Raw genomic sequence first — 23,339 nt, 5'->3', positions numbered from 1 at the left:
TTATGCTCCTGCTTTTATTTTTTCTGCCATTTGTTCTGCAATATTTGTTGCAGCTGCAGTTATAATGTCAAGATTTCCAGCATATTTAGGTAAATAGTCTCCTAAACCCTCTACCTCTAAAAATATTGAAACTTTTTTACCATCAAAAACAGGACCATTTTTTAATTTATATCCAGGTACAAATTTTTGAATCTCTTTTACCATTTCTTTTACAGATTTTGTTATAGCTTCAATATTTGGCTCATCTTTAGTTAAACAATGAACAGTATCTCTCATCATAAGAGGTGGTTCAGCTGGATTCAAAATAATTATTGCTTTTCCAATTTTTGCTTTTCCAACTTTCTCAATACCTAACTTAGTAGTTTCTGTAAATTCGTCAATATTTGCTCTTGTTCCTGGACCTGCAGATTTTGAGGCAACTGTTGCAATAATTTCTGCATAATCAACCTCTTGTACATTTGATACAGCTGCAACCATTGGGATTGTTGCTTGTCCACCACAAGTAACCATATTTACATTTTGAGTATTTTGAGATAATAATTCTTTCATATTTACTGAAGGTACACAGAATGGCCCTATTGCAGCAGGTGTCAAGTCTATAACCATAACACCTAGCTCTGCAAGTTTTCTATTATTTTCTCCATGTACATATGCTGATGTTGCATCAAATGCAATTTTTACACCATCTTCTTTAATAAAGGGTAATAGCCCATCTACACCTTCATGAGTTATTTTCATTCCAGCTTCTTTTGCTTTTTTTAATCCATCAGAATCTGGATCTATTCCTACCATCCATAAAGGATTTAATATTTCACTTCTTTGAAGTTTGTACATTAAATCTGTACCAATATTACCAGATCCAATTAATGCGCAATTTATTTTCATTCTATTTCCTTAAAAATAGTCCCTATTTTGAAAGGACCTTTTATTTTATAACTTCTCTTATCAGTAAAAATGAATTTTACTTTAAGAGGCAAATTTTAAAGAGAGTAAAGAGTTACTCTCTATATAAATCTGCATGTTGCAGAGCCAATTCCACCAATGTTAATTGTCATATTATCACCAGGCTCAATAGTTACCATAGCACACAAGGCACCTGACAAAATAACTTCACCAGCTTTTAAACCAACACCAAACTCACCTAAAGTATTTGCAAGCCATGCTACTGCATTGACTGGACTCCCAAGTGCTGCTGCTCCTGCTCCTGTATGTAGGAGCTCTCCATTTCTTTCTAATGTAATTCCACAAGTAGTTAAATCTATATCTCTTGGATCAACACTTTTACCACCAAAAACTATATATCCACAAGAGGCATTATCTGCAACTGTATCTTGGATTTTAATTTTCCAATCTTTAATTCTAGAATCAACAATTTCAAAGCAAGGCATAACAAATTTTGTTGCTCTTAGTACATCAGCTGTTGTAACACCTGGTCCCATTAAATCTTCTTTTAAAACAAAAGCTATTTCACCTTCAGCTTTAGGTTGAATCATTTTATTAGTTACATCAATTTCATCACCATCAGAATAAATCATATCAGATAATAAATATCCAAAATCAGGTTGATTTACACCTAGCATATCCATAACAACTTTTGAGGTTACACCAATTTTTTTACCAATAATTTTTGAACCATCTTCTTTAATTCTCTTTTTAATTAATACATCTTGAATTGCATATGCATCTTCAATTGTAATATCAGTTTCTCTTGATGTAAGTGGTTCAATAACATTACAAGACTTTAAAGAGTCATATAATTCATTTCCATATTTTACAATTTTTGACTGTTCCATTTTTCTCAACCTTACATTTTTATACATACATTTTTAAGTTCTGTATAGAATTCTAATGAGTGATGTCCACCTTCTCTTCCAATACCAGAACCTTTCATTCCACCAAATGGTGTTCTTAAGTCTCTTAAAAACCATGAGTTAATCCATACAATCCCAGTATCTAATTGAGAAGCAACTCTATGAGCTTTATCTAAATTCTCAGTGAAAATTGTTGATGCTAATCCATATGGAGAATTATTCGCCATTTTTATAGCTTCTTCTTCTGTATCAAAAGGTTGAACATGACAACAAGGTCCAAAGACTTCTTCTTGAACAACAGTTGCTTCTTCACTTAAACCTGTCCAGATTGTTGGTTCAACCCAATATCCATCTTTCATTTTTCCAGGCATTACTGGTGCTTTACCACCTAAGACAACATTAGCACCCTCTGCAACTGCTTTTTCATAATAATCTAATACTTTATCTCTATGAGAAGAACTTACTAATGGACCAATATCAGTTGACTCATCATGTTGAATTCCAAGCTTTAATTTAGAAGCAGATTCTTTTAATCTAGAAACAAACTCATCAAAAATGGTTCTTTGTACATAAACTCTTTCTGTTCCTAAACATACTTGACCAGAATTAGCAAAACATGATCTTGTAGTTTCAGTAATTGCTTTATCCATATCACAATCTGCAAATACTACAGCAGGGTTTTTACCACCTAATTCAAGAGATACATCCCTAACCCCAACAGAACAAGCTTTCATAATCATCTCGCCAGTTACTGTTTCACCTGTAAAAGTAATAGCATCTAAGTCTTTATGTGCTGTTAAAAGATTTCCAGTAATTGAACCCTTTCCTTGAACAACATTATAAGCCCCTGCTGGAACTCCAACTTTAGACATAACTTCACCTAAAAGTGATGTAGTAGTTGGCGTTACTTGAGATGGTTTAACAACAACTGTATTACCACAAGCCATAGCAGGGCCTACTTTCCAAGTCATAAGAAGAAGAGGAAGGTTCCATGGAGAGATAACTCCAATAACACCTTTTGGTTTTCTCATAGAATAATTCATTGCCATTTTTCCATCAGGAGTGTCCATTCTATATGCTTCATCAGCAACTGATTTCATAGTGTCAGCAAATACTTTAAAGTTTGCCGCACCTCTAGGAATATCAATATGTCTCGCTATTGAATATGGTTTACCTGTATCCAAAGTTTCAGCTTCTAAAAAATCATCAAATCTTCTATCAATTTCATTAGCAATTTCATACATTAAAGCTATTCTGTCATTTAGCTTCATTTGACCCCACTCACCAGTTAGTGCAGCTCTTGCTGCTGCAACTGCTGCATTTACTTCAGATTCTCTTCCTAAAGCAACTTTTGCTATTAATTCATTTGTTGATGGGTTAAAGTTATCAAAAAACTCACCACATTGTGAGTCCATAAATTTTCCGTTAATATAGTGTTGTACTTTTTTCATTATTCTAATCCTATTTTTTCAATTGCATATTTTGCACATATAATATCTTCTTCTTCTGTTCCACCTGAAACACCAATTGCTCCAACCTTAATACCCTTTTCAAAAATCGGCATCCCTCCTCCAAAAGGAATTAATCGTTCCCTATTTGAAAACCCATGTTCCAAATGAGGCATACTTTTGAAAATTGTAGTCCACTGCTCTGTAGGGAAACCAAAACTTGCACTTGTATATGCTTTATCTTTTGCAATACCAATAGAATGGATAAATGAATCCTCCATTCTTAAAAATGCCATTTCTAAACCTTTGTTATCTACTACAGATACATTTATTTTGATTCCTATTTCTTCAGCTTTTTGAACTGAGAAAAGACAAGCTTCCATTGAAGCTTGTCTTGAAATAGTTATTTCTTTTTTAGTAATATTCATTTTATTACCAATTATTTATATGCCGATAATGTATAGGCTGTTGTAAATGCACCATTTTCTATACCCGTATGGTAGAAAATTCCTCTCCATAACTCATCTTCTGTCCAAGTTACAGTTGGCATATCTGGTTGCATTAAGTAGCCAAGTCCTGCAAAAGTTTCTAATCTATGCCCTGATGGATCAAAGAAATAAATTGTTTCACCTCTTGTAATACCATGTCTTTGTGGGGTTACATCAATTTTTACATCATGCATTGCCATAACATCTGCTGCTCTTAAAATATCATTCCAACCATCTAAGAAAAATGCAAAGTGGTGCATACCTGTTTCAGGACCGGCAACAAATGCCAAATCATGTGGTGTTGATGTTCTTGAAAGCCAAGTTGCAGCTTGTAAAGAACCTTCTGGTCCCACACATACTTGCTCTGCTAAATTAAACTCTAATACTTCTTGGAAAAACTTTGTCGATGCCATAACATTTTCAGGCCCCTCACACATCAATAAAATATGATCTATCCAATGGGCTTTTATACCTCTTCCTTCAAATGGCCAAGGTCTTGGGTTTGTATCACCAACTACTTTTCCTACAAATGTTTTTTCAGCATATAAGTTAAATTCATGTCCACTTGGAGCATTAAATTTTAATACTCTTCCACACTCTACAACAGTTCCTGCAGGCAAAATTTCTGTTGAAATACCATAAGCTTCAATTTTAGATTTTAAATCATCAATGTCAGAGTCTTTTTCAACTTTATATCCAACTCTATTATAAGTAGCCTCATCACTAGGTCTTAAAACTAAACTATATTTGTCCCATTCATCCCAGCACTTTAAATATAAAGTTCCATCTTCATCTTCTCTAGTTACATCCATACCCATAATATTTACATAGTACTCTCTTGATAAATCAACATCTAAAACATTTATGTCAACATGACCTATTCTCATAATTCCACTCATTTTATCTCCTTGTTATTTGCCAAATACAAATGCATCTTTTTCTACATTTGTTTTAGTTCTTGGTATAAATTCTATTTCCATGTCACTTTTAGGAAAAACTCTACAGGCTAAGACTGTATTTTCATTTTCCTCAACTTCGCTTATGTGTTTACGATTCATTTTTAATTTTTCATAATCTCCATTATGAATAATTACTTTACAAACACCACAACAGCCATTATGGCAACCCTTAGGGGCTAAATCAGATTGTTTGGATAAAGAATCCATTAAATTCTTATTTTCAAAACATTCTCGATTTTTATTCTTATCTCTAACTAAGATATTATGTTTCAAAAATATCCTTTTTTAAAAATTCTAATACCAAAAATTTCTTTTAAATATTAGCTTTAAGTAAAAGTTACCTTTTAACTATTTGTACTATACTTTAAATAATTCGCATAAAAATCGCAATTTAAAATATAGATAAAAAAATTAATTATTTGAGTTTAAAGTCTCTATTAAGTTTCTTACTGTCGCTACAGAGTTCATAAAATCGAATTTTTGAGACTCGTCTAAATTTAATTCAATAATTCCTTCAACACCATTTTTACCTAAAATAACAGGTACTCCAGCTACAATATCATTAAATCCATATTCACCACTTAGCATAACTGCACAAGGATGAATCTCTTTTTTGTCATTTAATATTGCATCAATGATTATTGCTGTTGAACTAGCTGGTGCAAAATAAGCTGAACCTGTTCCTAACAATTCAACAATTTGTGCTCCTGCATGTTTTGTCTTATTTACTATCTCATCAATATCTTTATCATTTAAGACTTCTTGTAAGTTTTTATCTTTTACTTTAGATAAAGAGGTTAATGGAACCATGTCATTACCATGACCTCCCATTACCTGAGCATCAATCTCCCCTATTCCATAAGACAATTTTTCTTCTATAAAATGACTCATTCTTGCACTATCTAGTATCCCTGCCATTCCTATAACTCTATTATTAGACAAATTAGAGACTTTTAAAGCTTGATAAACCATTACATCTAAAGGATTAGAAACAATTATTAATATTGCAGTGGGATTATGTTGTATAATATCTTCAACAACATTTTTCATAATCTTTGCATTTGTAAATAATAAGTCATCCCTACTCATTCCAGGCTTTCTTGCAATTCCTGCAGTTATTACAACAATATCACAATCATGGAAATCTTTATTATCCTTAATCGCTATTATTTTTGTTGCTAACTTTAAAGCATGAGTGGCTTGTGAGATATCCAACGCCATTGCTTGTGATAAATCATCTCTAATATCTTTTAATAAAATTGTTGAACAAATATTTTTTATTGCTAAAGTAAAAGCTAAAGTTGCTCCTACATTTCCAGTACCAATAATCCCAATTTTTCTATTCTTCACAGGCTTCCTTTATCTTAATTTTTTGAATTATATTTAAAGGCAATCGCTTTTTAATCGCATCAGTTTTTTATAAAATTTATTTATGATATACTTTTTAAAAACATAAAGTTGGATTATGATTAACTACTTAAAAAGACAAAATATTGTGGATAATGGTATTGCAAAAAAGTTCTCTATTATATTTATATTAATTGGAGTATTAGGTTTAATTTTTTTAAATAAGTTAATAAGTATATTTTTTATAAATAATGATATTTCAAAAGAAGGACCTTTAACTTTTGGCATATTATTTGTGATATCCACAGGAGTTATTCTTTATTTTATGATAAATCATATGGAAAGAGTTATACAAAGAATAGACAAATCTTACAATGATTTAAAAAGAAAAGACCAAATAAGAATAGCACCATATGAGTTCTCTTTAGATAAGTCTGTTGATTCAATACATTGGCTTAGTCTAGATGGAAAATTTTTATATGTAAATGAATCAACTTGTAAAATGGAAGGTTATACAAAAGAAGAGTTTAAATCCATGTATATAGAAGATATTGACCCATCTTTTAATAGAGAGACTGCAAAAGAATGTATGTTAGAGATTAAAAATACTGAAAATTGGAGGTTAGAAACTAGACATAAAAGAAAAGATGGAACAATATATCCAGTTGAAGTATCAGGACATGCTTTTATTTTTGATAATCAAGAGTATATATGTGCATTTGCAAGAGATATATCACAAAGACTAGAAGATAAAGAAAGTATTACCAAAATCAATCAGCAATTACAAAAATCACTAGATGAAAAAGAGATATTATTAAAAGAAATTCATCATAGAGTAAAAAATAATATGGAGATAATTTCATCTTTACTAAATATGCAAGCAAGAAGAAGTGAGGATGAAAAGTTCAAAGATGCAATGAAACAAAGTAGAAGTAGGATTCATACAATGGCATTGGTTCATGAGTTTTTATATTTAGGTGAAAATTTAGCTTCAATCAACGTACATGATTACATAAAGAAACTAGTACAAGATATAAAAGAGTTGTACATTTCTCAAAATACTAAACTTGATGTAGACTTAGATGTAGATAATCTCATTTTTTCTGCAAATAGATGTATTCAAGTAGGTATGATTTTACACGAACTATGTGTCAATTCATTAAAATATGCTTTTGAAGAAAATAGAAAAAACTTACTTTGTATACATATAAACAAAATAGATTCATCTATTAATATAAGAATAAGAGATAATGGTGATAAAGATATTGATGTGAATTCTTTAGAAAGAAGAGATTCAATAGGACTACAACTGATACATTCAATTGTAGATTTTCAATTACATGGAGAAATTGACTTTAAAATTAATAAAGGACTAGAATGTAATATTACATTCCCACAAAAGGAAGAGCTGTGAAAAAATATAAAATATTAATTGTTGAAGATGAACCAATAATTGCATTAAATTTACAAGAAATTCTTTTTGAATTAGGTTATGAACCTTGTGGAATAGCAAATAATAGATGTAAAACCCTTGCCATATTAGCAAAAAATATAAAACCTGATTTAATACTTATGGATATCTACTTACAAGGTCCTACAACAGGTATTGAACTAGCTAAAGAATTAAAAAAGACTTTACCAAATGTTCCTGTAATCTTTTTAACTGCTAATTCAGAGTTAGCAACGATAAGAGAAGCTTCTGAAACTTTTGCGTATGGATATTTAGTTAAACCATATAAAAAAAATACTCTATTTGCAACAATTGAATTAGCATTAAAAAAAGCAAGTGAAGATTTGCAAAAAAATTTAGATTTTGAATCTGTACAAAATATAAATAAAACCTTAGAACACAAATTCTCACTAGAAGTAGAGGCAAAATCTAGAACTATTAAATTAAAGTATGGATATTTATTTGATAAAGAAAAAGATGTATTATATTATGGTAATGAAGTTGTAAAACTTACAAATAAAGAAACAGAGATAATAAAAGCTCTATGTAAAACACCAGGGCAAAAAATATCACAAGAACAATTGGAATATGCAATATGGCAGGATGAACCTGCTGGTTATGCTGCATTTAGGTCCGTCTTATTTAGATTAAGAAATAAAATACATAAAGACTTAATTACTAACCAAAATAACACTGGATATAGAATAGAATTACTTTAATTCTATTCTATACATCTAAAAATACACTAAAATATCAATTAGACACACTCCACACATACAAAAATTCATTTAAAATAAATAAATCAAAACTTAATTACGTTGCGATAAAAAAGCGATTGCATTTCGGAATAATCTTCCTGTGAATAATAAAATATCAAAAAAGAAAGGAAGAGTCATGAATAAAACAGATTTTAAAATTAATCGACGTGAAGCTTTAAAAAAAATAAGTGGAGCTGCATTGAGTGGAATTGCAATGTTAAATACAACTACTGTATTTGCTACTGGAAATACAAAGTTAGGTAAACCTTTTAAAATTGGTTATGTTAGCCCTCAAACAGGTCCTTTAGCAATTTTTGCAGAGCCAGATACGTTTACTCTAGCACAAGTAAAAGAGGCTGTAAAAGACGGTATTACAATAAATGGTATAACACATCCTGTAGAAATTATCTATAAAGATAGTCAATCTAACTCAAACATAGCTTCTGAAGTTGCTTCACAGTTAATTTTAAAAGATGAAGTTGATCTTCTAATTGCAGCAAGTACACCTGCAACAACAAATCCAGTTGCAGATCAATGTGAATTAAATGGTGTACCTTGTTTAACAACTGATACACCATGGCAACCACATTTCTTTGGTAGAGGTGGAGACCCTAAAAATGGTTTTGAGTGGACATATCACTTTTTCTGGGGATTAGAAGATATTATTGGATCATATACAAACCTATGGGAACAAATTCCAACAAACAAAGTAGTAGGTGTTCTTTTTCCAAATGATTCAGATGGTAATGCTTGGGGTGATGCACAAAGAGGCTTCCCACCAGTATTAAAAGAAAAAGGTTTCAAAGTTGTTGATTTAGGAAGATATCAATCACCTTCTAGTGATTTTTCATCTTATATTTATGAGTTCAAAAAACAAGGTGTTGAAATCGTAGTTGGAGTTATTCCACCTCCAGATTTTGCAAATTTTTGGAATCAAGCAGGACAACAAGGATTTAATCCAAAAATTGTAACTGTTGCAAAAGCTAGTGAATTTCCTATGGCAATTGCTCCTTTTGGAGAAAGAGCAAATAATCTAAGTGTTGAAGTATGGTGGTCTCCCACACATCCTTATACATCAGGATTAACAGGACAGTCTTCACAACAATTAGCTGATGCATATACAAAAGTAAGTGGCAAACAATGGACAATGCCATTAGGGTTTAAACATGCATTATTTGAAGTTGCAATTGATGTATTAAAAAGATCAGAAGGTCCAGGAAATGCTGAATCAATCAGAGATGCAATTGCATCAACAGATTATTCATCTATTGTAGGTCCTGTAAACTTTAAAACTGGTCCTGTTCCAAATATTAGTAAAACTCCTTTAGTGTCAGGCCAATGGAGAAAAAATGATAAAAAATTAGATCTTGTTATTGTAGAAAATTCTCAAGCAATGGGAATTAAAACACAAGATAAATTAAGACCTATTAAATAAGACAATTTTATAGAACTATACAAAAGTTCGCAATATAAATTTATATATTGTGGACTTTAAATTTACAAATTAATAGGAGTTTTTTTGAGTTTATTATCCGTAAAAAATATTTCCAAAAATTTTGGAGCCTTAAAAGTTACAAATGACTTATCCTTTAACTTAAAAGAGGGAGAAGCAATTGGTGTACTAGGACCAAATGGAGCAGGAAAAACAACACTTTTTAACCTTATTTCAGGGGATTTAAAACCAGATAGTGGAGACATTTTATTAAATGGAAACAGTATATTATCTTTAGGTGCCGCTGATAGATGTCTAGAAGGTTTTGGAAGAACATATCAAGTTCCACATCCATTTGAAGGTATGAGTGTATTTGAAAATGTATTTGTGGGTGCTGTTTATGGCAATAACCATTCAGAAAAAGAAGCAGAAGAACTAGCACTTAATGTTCTAGAACAAACAGGACTAATAAATAAAGCAGAAGCCTTAGCAGGAAGTTTATCCCTACTAGAGAGAAAAAGATTAGAGCTTGCAAAAGCATTGTCAACACAACCAAAAATTTTACTTCTAGATGAAATTGCAGGGGGATTAACAGAACATGAAGTCCATGACTTAATAGAACTTATCCAAAATATTAGAAAAAATGGTGTTTCTATTATCTGGATTGAACATATTGTTCATGCATTACTATCTGTTGTTGACCGAATTATTGCAATCAATTTTGGGGAAATGCTTATTCAAGGTGATCCTCAAATTGTTATGAATAGTCCTGAAGTAAAAGAAGTATATATGGGGATAGAAATAGAATGAGTATTTTAAAATGTAACAACCTTGTAGCAAGATATGGTGATTTTCAAGCACTATTTGGTATTGATTTTCGTCTAGAAGAAGGAGAAACTGTTGCAATCATTGGTTCAAATGGTGCAGGAAAATCTACTTTTTTAAAATCAATAACAGGACTTATTAGTGTAGAGAATAATTCTATTGAGTTATATAATAATAATATTGGTGGATTAGAAGCAGATGCTATAAATAAACTGGGTATTGCTCTAGTTCCAGAAGGAAGAAAACTTTTTCCTAGTTTAACTGTTGAAGAAAATCTTCTAATTGGTAAAGAATCGAAGCGTGAAGGAGAATGGAATCTAGAAAAGATTTATGAGCTTTTTCCTATTTTAAAAGAGCGTCGATTATCTCCAGGAACTGCACTATCTGGTGGACAACAACAAATGGTAGCAATTGGAAGAGGCCTAATGTCAAATCCGAAAGTATTACTTTGTGATGAGATATCTTTAGGACTAGCACCCGTTATTGTAAAAGATATTTATGCAATATTTCCACAGATAAAAAAACAAGGTATATCTATTGTTATTGTTGAACAAGATATAAATCAAGCGTTAAAAGTTTCAGATCGTGTTTATTGTTTTCAAGAGGGACGTGTCTCTTTACAAGGAAACCCTAATGAACTATCACATGATGAAATATCGCAAGCTTATTTTGGAGTGTAAAGATGATTGAATGGATTAACGTAATTGTTCAAGGGGTATTGCTTGGTGGGCTGTATGCACTTTTTGCTACAGGACTCTCTTTATCTTTTGGCGTAATGCGACTTATTAATATGGCTCATGGAGATTTTATCATTTTATCAGCATATTTAGCATTTGCTGTTGTTCAACCCTTGGATATAAATCCTTTATATATGATACTCCTTATTGTTCCACTAATGGCTGTTTTTGGATATGTATTACAAAGATTAGTACTCAATAAAACTTTAGGAAATGATATTTTAGCACCCTTATTAGTTACTTTTGGTATGTCTATTATTGTACAAAACTTACTACTAGAGATATTCTCTGCAGACTTTAGAGGTCTTAATGCAGGAGCTGTTGAAATTGCAAGCATCTCCTTGAGTAATAATATTGCCATTGGTGTATTTCCTTTGATTACAATTATTACAGCTATTGCGGTTATTGTTGTATTGCAATATATATTCTATCGTACAAAGTTAGGTATGTGTTTTCGTGCAACATCTGATGACCATATCACTTCTCAACTCATGGGTATAAAAACAAAACATATCTATGGTATGGCTATGGGATTAGCACTTGGGGTTACAGCTATTGCTGGTGTTTTATTAGCTATTCGTACAAACTTTGACCCTGCAGCTGGTCCTTTACAACTATTATATGCTTTTGAAGTTGTAATTATTGGAGGCCTTGGCTCATTTTGGGGAACTTTAGTTGGTGGAATTATATTAGGTGTTGCACAAACAATTGGTTCTAATATAGATCCTGGTTGGGGTATTTTAACTGGACATATTGTCTTTATAATAATTTTAATGTTTAAACCTAATGGTTTATTTCCAAAGACAAAAGGAAAATAATGGAATCTTTATTAAATAAATATGAGATAACAAGAGGTAATAAGCTAACTAAAGGTTTCTCAATCTTTACTGTATTTTTTATAATATTTTTGATAAGTACGCCTTGGTGGTTAGGTAGAGCTGATATACGAAAAATCACTGAGTTTTTATATATACTCTCTATAGCACAAATGTGGAACTTATTAGCTGGATATGGGGGACTACTATCGGTTGGACAACAACTTTTTGTAGGAATTGGTGCTTATTGTTTAGTTATTTTTGCTTATAAACTTGGGATGGATCCATTTATGGTTATACCACTTGCTGGCCTAGTTTCACTTATGGTTGCATTTTTAGTATCAAAAGTTGCATTTAGACTAAAAGGTGCTTACTTTGCAGTAGGTACTTGGGTTTTAGCAGAAACTTTTAGACTACTTTTTTCAAATATGACATGGTTAGGTGGAGGTTCTGGATTATCAATTACTAATACAATGAGAGGTATTCCTACTTGGTGGAGAGAGTCTTTAACTTTATGGATTGCTATTGCACTTGGAATTGGCTCAGTTTTACTTGTCACTTATATTCTTCGTTCAAAATATGGTACTGCACTAACTGCGGTAAGAGATAGTGAAGTAGCATCTGAGAGTTTAGGTATCAATGTTTATAAAGTTAAACTAAGAGTATATCTAATTGCAGCCTTTGTTACGGGAATGGCTGGAGCATTGATTTTTATCACAAAATTAAGGGTATCACCAGAGGCAGCATTTTCTATTGAATGGACAGCAATGATGTTTTTTATTGTTGTAATTGGTGGAATTGGTACTATTGAAGGTCCTATTATTGGAACATTGATTTACATTACTATGAGAGAGACGATGAGTGGACTAGGTACTTGGTATTTAGTTATCTTAGGGGTATTTACAATTATTATTATGATAAAAGCTCCTAAAGGTTTATGGGGATTGATTAAAGAACGCTTTAATATACATCTATTTGCAGTCAAACGTCACGCAAAAAAGAAAGAATAACATTTTAAGAGCCATGAATAGATATTATTCATGGCTTTTTTAATAATAGCTCTTAAAGTAAAGAATAAATCATTCGAATACTTAAAACAAAAGGTATAACAGAAAACAACTTTTTCATAATATCTACATTAATTTTATGTACCAACATAACTCCAATTGGTGCAGTTGAAAAACTAGCAATTGCCACACAAGAAAATGCAATAATATTTACATATCCAAGAGTAAGTGTATCCCATGACGTATTACTCCAACCATTTACAATATAACCTAAAGTTCCAGATACAGCAATAGGAAAACCAATAGCAGATGATGTTGCAATTGCTTTTTTTATATTTATATTTTGTGCAACTAAATATGGAACACTTAAAATTCCTCCACCAATAGATACCAGTGACGATAGACCACCTATAATTCCACCTGCTGTAAAATGTGTTTTATTTGAAAAAGCCTTTGATTCTGCTTTTGGTTTTTTACCTATGAACATATGAATTGAAGTAAAGAACATAAAAATACTAAAAATTATTGAAAGATAGAAAGAGTCTAATTTTGAAGCAATAAAAGTAACTAAAAAAGTCCCAACCAATATTCCTGGTGCCATTAGCTTAACAATATTCCACTCAATTGCTCTCTTTTTTTGTTGAGCTATAATACTTGATACTGATGTAACTATAATAATTGCCATAGATGTACCTAATGCCATATGAACAACAATTTTGTCATCTAACCCATGTGAAAGAAAAATAGTAGTTAAAATTGGCACAATGATTCCACCTCCTCCTATCCCAAAAAGTCCAGAAATAACACCTACAAATGAGCCTAATAACACAAAATAAATTATTGTTTCAATATCTAACATTTATTTTACCTTTTCTATTTTTCAAATATTATGCAATCCATTGCTTGATTGCCGTACATAAAAACATTATTCAACGCTTTTCCTTTTTTATTTATTGATGCCCCTAGTGTAATAAAAAGAGGCAATAAATGTTCCAATGTTGGATGATTATTAGTTAACCTAGGGGCTAATAATAAAAATTCACAAAGTGATTCAATATCAGCACATTCAAGTTTAGACACTATCCAATCTCTAAATTCTTGTGCATAATCTTTTATATCAGCATTTATATCCCAATTTGAATCTCTTAAATTATGAGTTAATGTTCCACTGCCAATTATCAATGCCTCATTTCTAAAACTTTGTAAAATCTCACCAATTCCAATAAGTTCAGTTGCACTATAATAAATAGGCAATGATATTTGAATAACAGGGATATCTGCTTTTGGGTACATTAAAGATAATGGTGCCCAAACACCGTGATCATAACCTTCATGATTGTCATCTCTTGATATACTGATATTTTTTTCATTAAATTTTTGTATTATTTCATCAACTTTTATAAGATGGTTTTTTATAGGGTATTTTTTTTCATATAACTCTTTAGGAAATCCATAGAAATCATAAATTATATTCGGTGTTGGATTTGACAAAATTTTTATATTTTTTGTTATCCAATGGGCTGAAATTATTATTATATATTTTGGTTTTTTAAATGAAGAGGGTAATTTTTTTAAAAATTTAGCTGATTGATACTGAGTAATACATAGTTGTGGTGAGCCATGTGATATAAATATAGAAGGAAACATTTTCATCCTTTTTATGAAAAGATGAAAATCTATTTTATAAGATTTTCATCATTATTTATTATGGTTGCCAATTGTTATATGGTAAATCAATTTTATCCATTATCTTTTGAAACTTTCCACTTGCTTTTAATTTTGCAGTAGCATTTGTTATCATTAAATCAGCTGCTTTACCTTTTTCATTTTTTGCAAGAATTATTTTTGAATCAAATCTTTTATATAATTCTCTTTTTATATTTTTATACCCTTCTTTTTTTACAAAAGGATCAGTTGCAAAATCAGCAAAAATAAATGCATCTATTTCTCTATTTTCAACTTTTTTTAAACTTCTTTCAATTGAATTTGATGGAATGGTTTTAAATGGAAAATATTCTACATGTGCTCTGTCTGTTTCAATATTATATTTTGACAAATTACTTAAGTCTAGATTTGTATCTTTTTTTGAATAAATCACAAAGTTAACATGAAACTGTGTCTCTTTTGAATAATAAAAAGGTAATTTATTCTCATCAACCAAATCATTTTTAATAAGTGGTAAATGAAAATCTCTCATCTGTTTTTTAACCAAATATACAGAACTTGCAAATGGCAATACTTTTATATTAAATTTATCACCAGTCTCTTCTGCCATTGCATTAACTAAATCAATAAGCACACCTTCTTTTTCTGAAACTGCATATACAGGCATTTGCCCCAACGATATATTATATTCTTCAGAAAACATAATTACAGGACTTAATACTAATAATACTAGCAATAGTATTTTTTGACTAAATTTATTCATTTTTTTCCTTTTGGTTTTATACTCTAGAAATTATTCCTACTTTCTATCGCAAAATTATCGCAAAACAACTAGACTCTAAAATTTATATAGATTTAAATAGAGGACTCTTTACCTCATTACTATATAAATCAGCCTTTGAAAAAAACTTTTCAGTATGAATATCTTTTTCAAATAACCTACCCTGCATTAGAGCTGTTATACAAGCATCACTCATCATTGGTGGACCACAAAGATAGGCTTTATTTCCTGAAAATAAATTGTCATACATTTTTTTAGCCACATCATTTGTAAAACCAACTTCGCCTGTCCAATTATCATTGGTATTATCTGATAATACAGGTACATATTTAAAGTTTTCATATCTTGTTTCTAAGTCTCTAAATAATTGCGCATAATACAATTCTTCTTCATTTCTTGCACCATGAAATAAAGTAATTGGCAAAATACACCCATTTTCTAATTCATCTAAAATCATTGATTTTGGTGATGATAAACCTGAACCACCTGCAAAAAATATCATTGGTTTTTGGGCACTTCTTTTTACGAAAAATCTCCCAAATGGTCCAGTAATCTTTCTTCTATCACCAATTTTCACATTATTATGTATCCAAGGCGTTGCTTCACCATCTGGAATAATACCTATATTTAATTCTATTATTTTTCCAGTGCTTGGTTGATTTGCAAGAGAAAATGCACGTGGTTCATCAAAACCTGGAACATGATAGTTTATATACTGCCCTGCTTGAAAATCTAACTCCTCATCAAGTTCTATCCAAAGACCTAAAATTCTAGGAGTTAGTAATTCTCTTTTTATAACTGTTCCCATAACATCTTTTACAGGGATAGATCTTGCATCAATATCAATATCAATATCTGCTTCTACTACTACATCATCAACAACAGTAGCAGTACAAGCTAAGCAATACCCATCATCTCTTTCACTTTCCATTAAAGCAAATGGTGAAGCGTCACCCAAATCAACTTCACCTTCTAAAACTTCAACTTTACATGTTCCACAGAGTCCATGGTTACAAGCATGTGGTAAATAGACACCTTGCCGTAATGCAGCATCAAGAAGGGTTTGCCCTTCTTGAACATCTACAATATCCCCTGTTGGTTCTATTTCTAATTTACAAGCCATTTATGCACCTACTTTACCTGTTAAAGATGGCGTAATAAATGTAATAAATGATTTATGTCCAACACCATTCTCTTTTAAACTTTTTGAAAAATCTGGAGTTACAATATTTCCATCAATTTCCCAAATAACTTCTGTTTTTGCGAAATCTAAATTTTCAAAATCAGGTTCAATTTTGTAAGTCAAAGGAATAATATCTGATATTAATGCTTCAAAAGGCATTTCAGGTGGTAAGGGAAATGCTCTAGGAGAGCAAACTACCCTATGTCCATGCCAGTAAATAAACACTAATTGATTCCCATGAAATTTTTCTAAACTATCTTTCATTATGATTGGATATTTTCCAATTGATTGAGTTGCCATTTTTTTTCCTTATTATTTATTTTTTAATTTGTTCCACATAACTTCATCAGGTGAGCCAACATAATCCATATTATCAACACCTTGTTCTATTTTGTACCACTTTAAAACCTCAGGAATAGTTGCCCCTCCACAGTTTCCTTGGAAAATTTGATGTGGTGGTAACCAAGCTTGAATATATTTTTCAGGTTGTTCATCAAATATATGTTTACAAGCATCTGAACACGTATGAAATTTTTCTCCATTATACTCAGATGTTTTGTGTGAATAAACATGAGGATTACCATCTTCAATATCTGTAAATCCTAATGGAATTTGACAAGTTTGACATACTAATGGTAGAACTTCTGAATAAAATCTTTCACCTTTTTTCTCTAATTGTGTATATCTTTCAAACATCGGTCTATAATATTTATCAAAAGTATCTGGATATTTTTCACTTAGCCAATTCATTTTTTTCTCATCAGGCATCCATGTATGAAATGCTGCTGCATTGGAATGGTTATAAAAAATATTCCACACTTGATGAGATAAATGTCCTTTTTCTGCAACAATTGTATTAACTAGTTTTTCTGGAACTTTAATTCCATATTTTTCTAAATCTTTATAAAGAGCCATACAATTTTGCTCAATGTATAATTCAACTGCTTCTCCCCATGATGTAGGAGAATTAGGTAACATGTAGTCCATCATCATTGCTACAAGACCAAGCATCCTATAACCTCTCCATAACCATTTATCCATCCACTTTTGAACTATTGCTACATTACCAGCATCTTGTTCTAACATAAATTTGATTGCAGAAAGTCCAAGTGTCATGTGTCTTGACTCATCACTTTGTGCAGAAAAACCAAATGTCACGGTAGCCATGTCACCATTATAAGCAGCTCCACTCATAAATGGAACAAATAATAAACTTGTCAATACAAACTCAAAAGAAAATGATATTGCTGTTAAATATTCAAAAGGTCCAGCTGTGCTTGCATCATCACCAAAAGATTTAGGAACAGAAAGATACCAAACCCTATCATGCATAGTGCTATAATCATGAAAACCATCAAAATACTTATTATAATGACTCATTGTATGAACTTGAGTTTGAAAATGTCTTAATTCATCAATCGCTTGCATTTGACAAGCTATTGAAGCACCTTCTCCTTTAAAAGCTCTAGCTGCATGAGAAAATCCCTGTACAACTTTATATTCTAAAGGTGTAACCCCTGTTAGAAATAGTTTCAAGGCATTTACATATCGTGCATCACTAATATTCTTTTGTGCATTATTTTGAGCAAAAGCATCAATGATTGAATAAAGTTTTTTATCTTTTTCCGCTTGTAGTTTCCAATAAGAATCCATAGTCATTCTAAATGGATCTTCCCAAGCCTCCCAATCATGGATTTTTATACCTTCCATTTTTAAATATGGAAATACATCTTCTTCTTTTTGATAAGTTGTATCCCAACCAAGTCTTGTCATATATTTGTATGCATCTTTTTTATTTAATCTTTTTTTTCTAGGTTCTACACTCATAATATCTCCTTTATTTTTATATTAGTTATTCCAGTAAACAATAAATTCGTCATCTGTTTCATCAACTTGACCACCCAACGAAATAAGTACCAACTGCAACTCTTCTGGTTCCCAAGTTCGTCCTAAAGATTCAGATACTGTTTCTGCTTTTACTGTGATTCTTCCTTCTCTTTCAATTTGAATCATTGCAGGTTTATTTGTAATAACAACACCTTCATTATCTGTTCTAATTGCTTCTGCAATTGCTCTTCCGTCTTCTGTAGCTTGAAGACATAATAACGCTATACTTCCAGACATATAATCTACCTTTATTTTAATTTTTAAGTTTTATAAACTTAATCCACATTTATTTAGTCTTTCAACTAATTCATCTTTTACCCCAGCAATTAATCCACTTGAATTATCTGAAAAGACTACCAATGATGACATACTATTTTCCATTATTTGAATATCTTCTAAAACCCATGATGTTAATAATTCTTTATTTTCAGTAGACTCATTAGCCATAGTTTTTACAACACTTTCAATCCATTTCATAGTCTCTTCATACCAAGAAACAACAAATTCTGTCAACATAGGAATAGTCATTTCTTCATTTTCTGAAAGTTCTTTTGAAAACTCTTTAATCATCAAAGGAATAACAAATCCATCAAAAACTACATTTTGTTTTATAAAAAGTCTTATTGGATCTTTTTCTATGAAAGAATCCTCTATTGCCTTTCTTAATCCTTGCCATTTTTTATCATTTATCCAAGCATCTTTTCCTGCATCTAATTTTGATACATCGTTATTACCAAGAAGTAAGATTGTTTTTGTAATGTGTTGAGCCATACCTATTCTATCTTCAGCATGAAATAAACATGATGACATCATTGCAGTACCATAAACTCTATCAACTATAGAAAGATTATTCATATTTGCACCATATTCATAATGTCTTAAAGGTGTAAGAAAATCAAAAACTTTTTTTAAGTTTTCTTTTTTAATAAAATCACCTAAACTTCTTTTCTCAAAGAAATCAAAACTTTGTTCGTTTGCACTATTTTGAGAAGCACGAGTAGAAACATATGTCATATAATGAAATTTTCTAGGATCTAGTAAATCATACCAATCATTCATTTTGATTTTTGTTCTTGCTTTATCATAAATCTCAAATTCTGGTTCCCATTGTGGTCTATAATGAAAATTTTCTGTTGCTTGTGCATCATACACTGCTTCTTCATATCTAGAAGCTGGCCTGTCTTCCCCAAATCTTTCAATGATATGCCCAAAAGTATGTCTTTTAGGTTCTATCTCAACACTTGCTATATTTAATTCCATATTTTCTCCTTTGTTTTATTAAACATCAAATTTATTTAGTTCCGTATTTCCATAACAAATTATCTTCACTCACCAAATGTTCTTGTTCTTCTGTAAAAAAAGAAACTTTATTATTTTGGCAAAATTCAATAAACTCTTTAAATGGTAACCTTAACTCTACATTTGTTGTAGCATCACTAATTGCAAAATAAAAGTCTACAAACCCACTACAATCTATATTTATAATTTGTATGAATTTTTTTTCATTTGGCATTAATTCGTTCATGATACCTCCCTTATAAATTTGTTATTTTATTTTATAACACAGGAATGCTATGTGAAAAAAATCGCATTTTATTCGCATAAAAAACTTTAGTTCAAAAAATTTGATAAAATACAACTACAATAAAGGAAAAACATGAGTTCAATGAAAAAACATTTTTTTAATAATAAATCTATTCCTACAAAGTTTTCTATATTTTATTTGATAGTGAGTGTATTAGCCATAGTCTTTATTAATAAGGGGATTGATATATTTTTCACATATAATCCATCTAATGATCAAGAACAATTAACATTTAATTTTATTTTTCTTTTTTTTAGTGTAATAATTTTATATCTTATATTAAATCATATGCAAAAGGTAATTAATAGAATCGATAGCTCTTATCAAGACTTTAAGAATAAAGATAGAGAAAGACTTATCCCCTATGAATTTGCCTTAAATAATTCAGTAGATGCCATTTATTGGTTTACTCTAGATGCAAAGTTTGTTTATGTAAATGATGCAACATGCAGTATGTTAGGATATGAAAAAGAAGAATTAATAGGTAAATATTTAGAAATAATGGATCCTAATTTTACAAGAGAAACGGCAAAGGAATGTATGCTAGATATAAAAACAACAAAAAACTGGCGACTAGAAACAACTCAAGTAAAAAAGTCTGGAGAAATATTTCCAGTAGAAGTTTCAGGCCATGGCTTTATACATGGAGGACAAGAATATATATGTGCATTTGGAAGAGATATAACCCAAAATATACAATATAAAAATAAGATTATAAATATAAATTATCAACTAAAAAAATCACTGGATGAGAAAGAGATACTACTTAAAGAGATACATCATAGAGTTAAGAATAATATGGAAATTATCTCATCTTTACTTGCCATGCAATTTAGAAGAGCAAAGGATGAAGAAGTAAAATACATTTTAAAACAAAGTAGGAGTAGAATAAACACAATGGCCTTGGTGCATGAGTTTTTATATCTAGGTGAAAACTTAGCATATATAAATGTACAAGATTATATAAAGAAGCTAGTAGAAGATATAAAAGAGTTGTATATTTCTAATAATACAAAGCTTAATGTAGAATTACATATTGATAAACTAATATTTTCAACAAATAGGTGTATTCAAATTGGTATGGTTTTACATGAATTGTGTGTAAATTCATTAAAATATGCATTTAAAGAAGATAGAGAAAACCTTCTATGTATCCATATGAATAAAATTGGTGATAAAATTCATGTTAAAATTAGAGATAACGGTGAGGGTATTGAAGATATAACCCATTTATATAAAAGTGAATCAATAGGTATGCAGCTTATACATACTATAGTTGAGGATCAACTTGATGCAACAATAGAATTTAAAAATAATTCAGGATTAGAATGCAATATTAAATTTCCAAATAAGGAAGAGGAATAATGGATAAAATAAAAATATTAATAGTTGAAGATGAATCAATCATTGCTTTAAACTTAAAAGAAACATTGATTGAACTTGGTTATGAACCTTGTGGAGTTTCTCCAAATAAATGTAAGGCATTAAAGATTTTAGACAAGATTACGCCTGATTTAATTTTAATGGATATTTATTTAAAAGGTCCAACTACTGGGATTGAATTTGCGAATGAACTTAAAATAACTTTGCCAGATGTTCCAGTAATATTTTTAACAGCAAATTCTGAACTTTCAACTATAAAAAAAGCTTCTGAAACATTTGCATATGGATATATACTAAAACCTTATAAAAAATCTAATCTTCATGCAACAATAGAAGTTGCATTAAGTAAAGCACAAGATGATAATACAAAAAATAAAAAATTAAATGCAATTGAAAATGTCAACAAAACACTTATGCACAAAATGAATTTGACAACGGAAGGAAAGTCAAGAACTGTCCAATTAAAATATGGGTATTTATTTGATAAAGAAAATGAAATCTTATATTATGGTGATGAACCTGTAAAATTAACTTCTAAAGAGATTAAAATTATAAAATTATTATGTAGTAGTCCAGGTTATAATATTTCACAAGAACAACTAGAATATGCAATTTGGCAAGATGAACCAGCTGGATATGGTGCATTTAGATCTGTATTGTTTAGACTTAGAAATAAAATTCATAAAGACTTAATCACTAACCAAAATAATACAGGCTATAAAATAGAATTATTTTAAAATGGATAAATTTTTTATTCATTTTAATATAAAAATCAACTCTTTCGATCAACTTTATAATAATATATCTTCAATTATTTTATTTGCTTTATATTCAAAGTTTTGCAAGTTTTAAAATGCGATTTTAATACGATTTATTTTCACTAATATAAATAATAAAAATATTAGAGGTTATAAAATGGATTTAAAAATAAAGAATAAAACTGCATTAATTACAGGCTCAACGCAAGGGATAGGTTTTGCTACAGCACTAAAACTTTGTGAAGAAGATGTAAATGTTATTATTAATGGAAAAGATCATAAAAAATTAAGTACAGCTCTTCAATTATTAAGAGATAAATTCCCTAGTCTTACTATTGAAGGATACGTAGCTGATTTAAAGGATAATGAAGGCTGTAATTATTTAATATCTCAAATACCCCATTTAGACATATTAATAAATAATCTTGGAATATTTGAGCCAAAAAATTTTGAAGATATTTCTGAAAAAGAATGGCTTCATATGTTTAATGTAAATGTAATGAGTGGAGTAAGATTATCTCAACATTATTTATCAAATATGATTGAACAAAATTGGGGAAGAATAATATTTATATCAAGTGAATCTGCTATTCAAATACCAAAAGAAATGATTCATTATGGCATGACAAAAACTGCACAGATTTCAGTTTCTAGAGGAATTGCAGAATTAACCAAAGGAACAAATGTTACATCTAATTCAATAATTGTAGGTCCCTCAAAATCTGAAGGAGTTATGAAGTTTATGGGTGAATTAGGAAAACAAACAAATCAGTCAGCAGGCGAAATAGAAAAAGAGTTTTTTAAAAATGTCCGACCGTCATCATTAATTAAAAGATTTGCAGAAGTTGAAGAAAGTGCAAATATGATTGTCTACACAGCAAGTAGCCTGTCTAGTGCAACAAATGGTGCACTATTAAGAGTTGATGGTGGCGTTGTTCAATCAGCATTTTAATAAAGTAAAGGTAAATAATGAAGACATATAATATTTCAGTAATAAAAGGTGACGGAATTGGACCAGAA

The 23,339-nt window shown here is 30.2% G+C and carries 26 protein-coding genes; 10 read left to right on the top strand and 16 right to left on the bottom strand.

Features of this window, described 5'->3' with window-relative positions:
- The 7 genes from Q0617_RS09505 to Q0617_RS09475 form a co-directional block, all read right to left on the bottom strand.
- Nucleotides 1–885 (bottom strand): acetaldehyde dehydrogenase (acetylating), encoded by an 885-nt coding sequence (locus Q0617_RS09505; RefSeq protein WP_298752860.1) that lies wholly within the window; start codon nt 883–885, stop codon nt 1–3.
- 119 nt (nt 886–1,004) lie between these two features.
- Nucleotides 1,005–1,793, bottom strand: a complete 789-nt coding sequence (gene dmpE / locus Q0617_RS09500) for a 2-oxopent-4-enoate hydratase (RefSeq protein WP_298752858.1) — start codon at nt 1,791–1,793, stop codon at nt 1,005–1,007.
- A gap of 11 nt (nt 1,794–1,804) precedes the next feature.
- Nucleotides 1,805–3,262 (bottom strand): 2-hydroxymuconic semialdehyde dehydrogenase, encoded by a 1,458-nt coding sequence (locus Q0617_RS09495; protein WP_298752856.1) that lies wholly within the window; start codon nt 3,260–3,262, stop codon nt 1,805–1,807.
- A complete protein-coding gene (locus Q0617_RS09490; RefSeq protein WP_298752853.1) occupies nt 3,262–3,687 on the bottom strand; it encodes a heme-binding protein in 426 nt (141 codons plus the stop codon). The genes Q0617_RS09495 and Q0617_RS09490 overlap by 1 nt, the downstream gene beginning before the upstream one ends.
- A gap of 11 nt (nt 3,688–3,698) precedes the next feature.
- On the bottom strand, nt 3,699–4,646 hold the full coding sequence (locus tag Q0617_RS09485; protein WP_298752852.1) for a catechol 2,3-dioxygenase: 948 nt from the start codon (nt 4,644–4,646) through the stop codon (nt 3,699–3,701).
- A gap of 12 nt (nt 4,647–4,658) precedes the next feature.
- A complete protein-coding gene (locus Q0617_RS09480) occupies nt 4,659–4,979 on the bottom strand; it encodes a 2Fe-2S iron-sulfur cluster binding domain-containing protein (RefSeq protein WP_298752850.1) in 321 nt (106 codons plus the stop codon).
- 138 nt (nt 4,980–5,117) lie between these two features.
- Entirely contained in the window at nt 5,118–6,056 is a 939-nt protein-coding gene (locus Q0617_RS09475; protein ID WP_298752848.1) for a malate dehydrogenase, read from the bottom strand.
- A gap of 115 nt (nt 6,057–6,171) precedes the next feature.
- On the opposite strand from Q0617_RS09475, the gene Q0617_RS09470 reads away from it, so the two are divergent.
- The 7 genes from Q0617_RS09470 to Q0617_RS09440 all read left to right on the top strand — a co-directional run bounded on the left by Q0617_RS09470 (nt 6,172) and on the right by Q0617_RS09440 (nt 13,080).
- Nucleotides 6,172–7,467 carry a histidine kinase dimerization/phosphoacceptor domain -containing protein gene (locus Q0617_RS09470; protein ID WP_298752846.1) on the top strand — a complete coding sequence of 432 codons (1,296 nt, stop codon included), beginning with the start codon at nt 6,172–6,174 and terminating at the stop codon, nt 7,465–7,467.
- Nucleotides 7,464–8,222, top strand: coding sequence for a response regulator (locus tag Q0617_RS09465; RefSeq protein ID WP_298752845.1), 759 nt, complete (start codon nt 7,464–7,466; stop codon nt 8,220–8,222). Before Q0617_RS09470 ends, Q0617_RS09465 begins: the two co-directional genes overlap by 4 nt.
- Nucleotides 8,223–8,397: 175 nt before the next feature.
- Nucleotides 8,398–9,696 (top strand): ABC transporter substrate-binding protein, encoded by a 1,299-nt coding sequence (locus Q0617_RS09460; RefSeq protein WP_298752843.1) that lies wholly within the window; start codon nt 8,398–8,400, stop codon nt 9,694–9,696.
- A gap of 84 nt (nt 9,697–9,780) precedes the next feature.
- Nucleotides 9,781–10,503, top strand: coding sequence for an ABC transporter ATP-binding protein (locus Q0617_RS09455; protein WP_298752841.1), 723 nt, complete (start codon nt 9,781–9,783; stop codon nt 10,501–10,503).
- Nucleotides 10,500–11,198, top strand: a complete 699-nt coding sequence (locus Q0617_RS09450; RefSeq protein WP_298752839.1) for an ABC transporter ATP-binding protein — start codon at nt 10,500–10,502, stop codon at nt 11,196–11,198. The genes Q0617_RS09455 and Q0617_RS09450 overlap by 4 nt, the downstream gene beginning before the upstream one ends.
- 2 nt (nt 11,199–11,200) lie before the next feature.
- The gene (locus Q0617_RS09445; RefSeq protein WP_298752836.1) at nt 11,201–12,073 is read left to right on the top strand and encodes a branched-chain amino acid ABC transporter permease; all 873 of its coding nucleotides are present in this window, start codon (nt 11,201–11,203) and stop codon (nt 12,071–12,073) included.
- Nucleotides 12,073–13,080, top strand: a complete 1,008-nt coding sequence (locus Q0617_RS09440; RefSeq protein ID WP_298752834.1) for a branched-chain amino acid ABC transporter permease — start codon at nt 12,073–12,075, stop codon at nt 13,078–13,080. The genes Q0617_RS09445 and Q0617_RS09440 overlap by 1 nt, the downstream gene beginning before the upstream one ends.
- A 52-nt stretch (nt 13,081–13,132) precedes the next feature.
- Here the strand turns inward: Q0617_RS09440 and Q0617_RS09435 are convergent, their stop codons facing one another.
- The 9 genes from Q0617_RS09435 to Q0617_RS09395 all read right to left on the bottom strand — a co-directional run bounded on the left by Q0617_RS09435 (nt 13,133) and on the right by Q0617_RS09395 (nt 20,118).
- Entirely contained in the window at nt 13,133–13,936 is an 804-nt protein-coding gene (locus Q0617_RS09435) for a sulfite exporter TauE/SafE family protein (RefSeq protein WP_298752832.1), read from the bottom strand.
- Between the two features lie 14 nt (nt 13,937–13,950).
- Nucleotides 13,951–14,724, bottom strand: coding sequence for a class III extradiol ring-cleavage dioxygenase (locus Q0617_RS09430; protein ID WP_298752830.1), 774 nt, complete (start codon nt 14,722–14,724; stop codon nt 13,951–13,953).
- A 58-nt stretch (nt 14,725–14,782) separates the two neighbouring features.
- Entirely contained in the window at nt 14,783–15,505 is a 723-nt protein-coding gene (locus Q0617_RS09425; protein ID WP_298752828.1) for a transporter substrate-binding domain-containing protein, read from the bottom strand.
- 82 nt (nt 15,506–15,587) lie between these two features.
- Nucleotides 15,588–16,646 carry a 2Fe-2S iron-sulfur cluster binding domain-containing protein gene (locus Q0617_RS09420; protein ID WP_298752826.1) on the bottom strand — a complete coding sequence of 353 codons (1,059 nt, stop codon included), beginning with the start codon at nt 16,644–16,646 and terminating at the stop codon, nt 15,588–15,590.
- Complete coding sequence (locus tag Q0617_RS09415) at nt 16,647–17,006, bottom strand: phenol hydroxylase subunit P4 (protein ID WP_298752824.1); 360 nt, start codon at nt 17,004–17,006, stop codon at nt 16,647–16,649.
- Nucleotides 17,007–17,018: 12 nt separating this feature from the next.
- Nucleotides 17,019–18,533, bottom strand: coding sequence for a YHS domain-containing protein (locus Q0617_RS09410; RefSeq protein WP_298752821.1), 1,515 nt, complete (start codon nt 18,531–18,533; stop codon nt 17,019–17,021).
- Between the two features lie 21 nt (nt 18,534–18,554).
- The gene (locus tag Q0617_RS09405; protein WP_298752819.1) at nt 18,555–18,830 is read right to left on the bottom strand and encodes an MmoB/DmpM family protein; all 276 of its coding nucleotides are present in this window, start codon (nt 18,828–18,830) and stop codon (nt 18,555–18,557) included.
- Between the two features lie 30 nt (nt 18,831–18,860).
- The gene (locus tag Q0617_RS09400) at nt 18,861–19,853 is read right to left on the bottom strand and encodes a hypothetical protein (protein ID WP_298752817.1); all 993 of its coding nucleotides are present in this window, start codon (nt 19,851–19,853) and stop codon (nt 18,861–18,863) included.
- A 31-nt stretch (nt 19,854–19,884) separates the two neighbouring features.
- A complete protein-coding gene (locus tag Q0617_RS09395) occupies nt 19,885–20,118 on the bottom strand; it encodes a phenol hydroxylase subunit (RefSeq protein WP_298752815.1) in 234 nt (77 codons plus the stop codon).
- Nucleotides 20,119–20,250: 132 nt separating this feature from the next.
- Between Q0617_RS09395 and Q0617_RS09390 the strand changes: the two genes are divergently transcribed.
- The 3 genes from Q0617_RS09390 (at nt 20,251) to Q0617_RS09380 (ending at nt 23,271) form a co-directional block, all read left to right on the top strand.
- Nucleotides 20,251–21,543, top strand: coding sequence for a histidine kinase dimerization/phosphoacceptor domain -containing protein (locus Q0617_RS09390; protein WP_298752813.1), 1,293 nt, complete (start codon nt 20,251–20,253; stop codon nt 21,541–21,543).
- Nucleotides 21,543–22,298, top strand: coding sequence for a response regulator (locus Q0617_RS09385; RefSeq protein ID WP_298752811.1), 756 nt, complete (start codon nt 21,543–21,545; stop codon nt 22,296–22,298). The genes Q0617_RS09390 and Q0617_RS09385 overlap by 1 nt, the downstream gene beginning before the upstream one ends.
- 178 nt (nt 22,299–22,476) lie before the next feature.
- On the top strand, nt 22,477–23,271 hold the full coding sequence (locus Q0617_RS09380; protein WP_298752809.1) for an SDR family oxidoreductase: 795 nt from the start codon (nt 22,477–22,479) through the stop codon (nt 23,269–23,271).
- Nucleotides 23,272–23,339 lie beyond the last annotated feature (68 nt).

Origin of the sequence: uncultured Arcobacter sp., from assembly GCF_937982575.1 — a bacterium.
GTDB lineage: Bacteria > Campylobacterota > Campylobacteria > Campylobacterales > Arcobacteraceae > Arcobacter.
The sequence above is the reverse complement of the archived record's forward strand: the minus strand, read 5'-3'. Positions and strand labels throughout refer to the sequence as shown.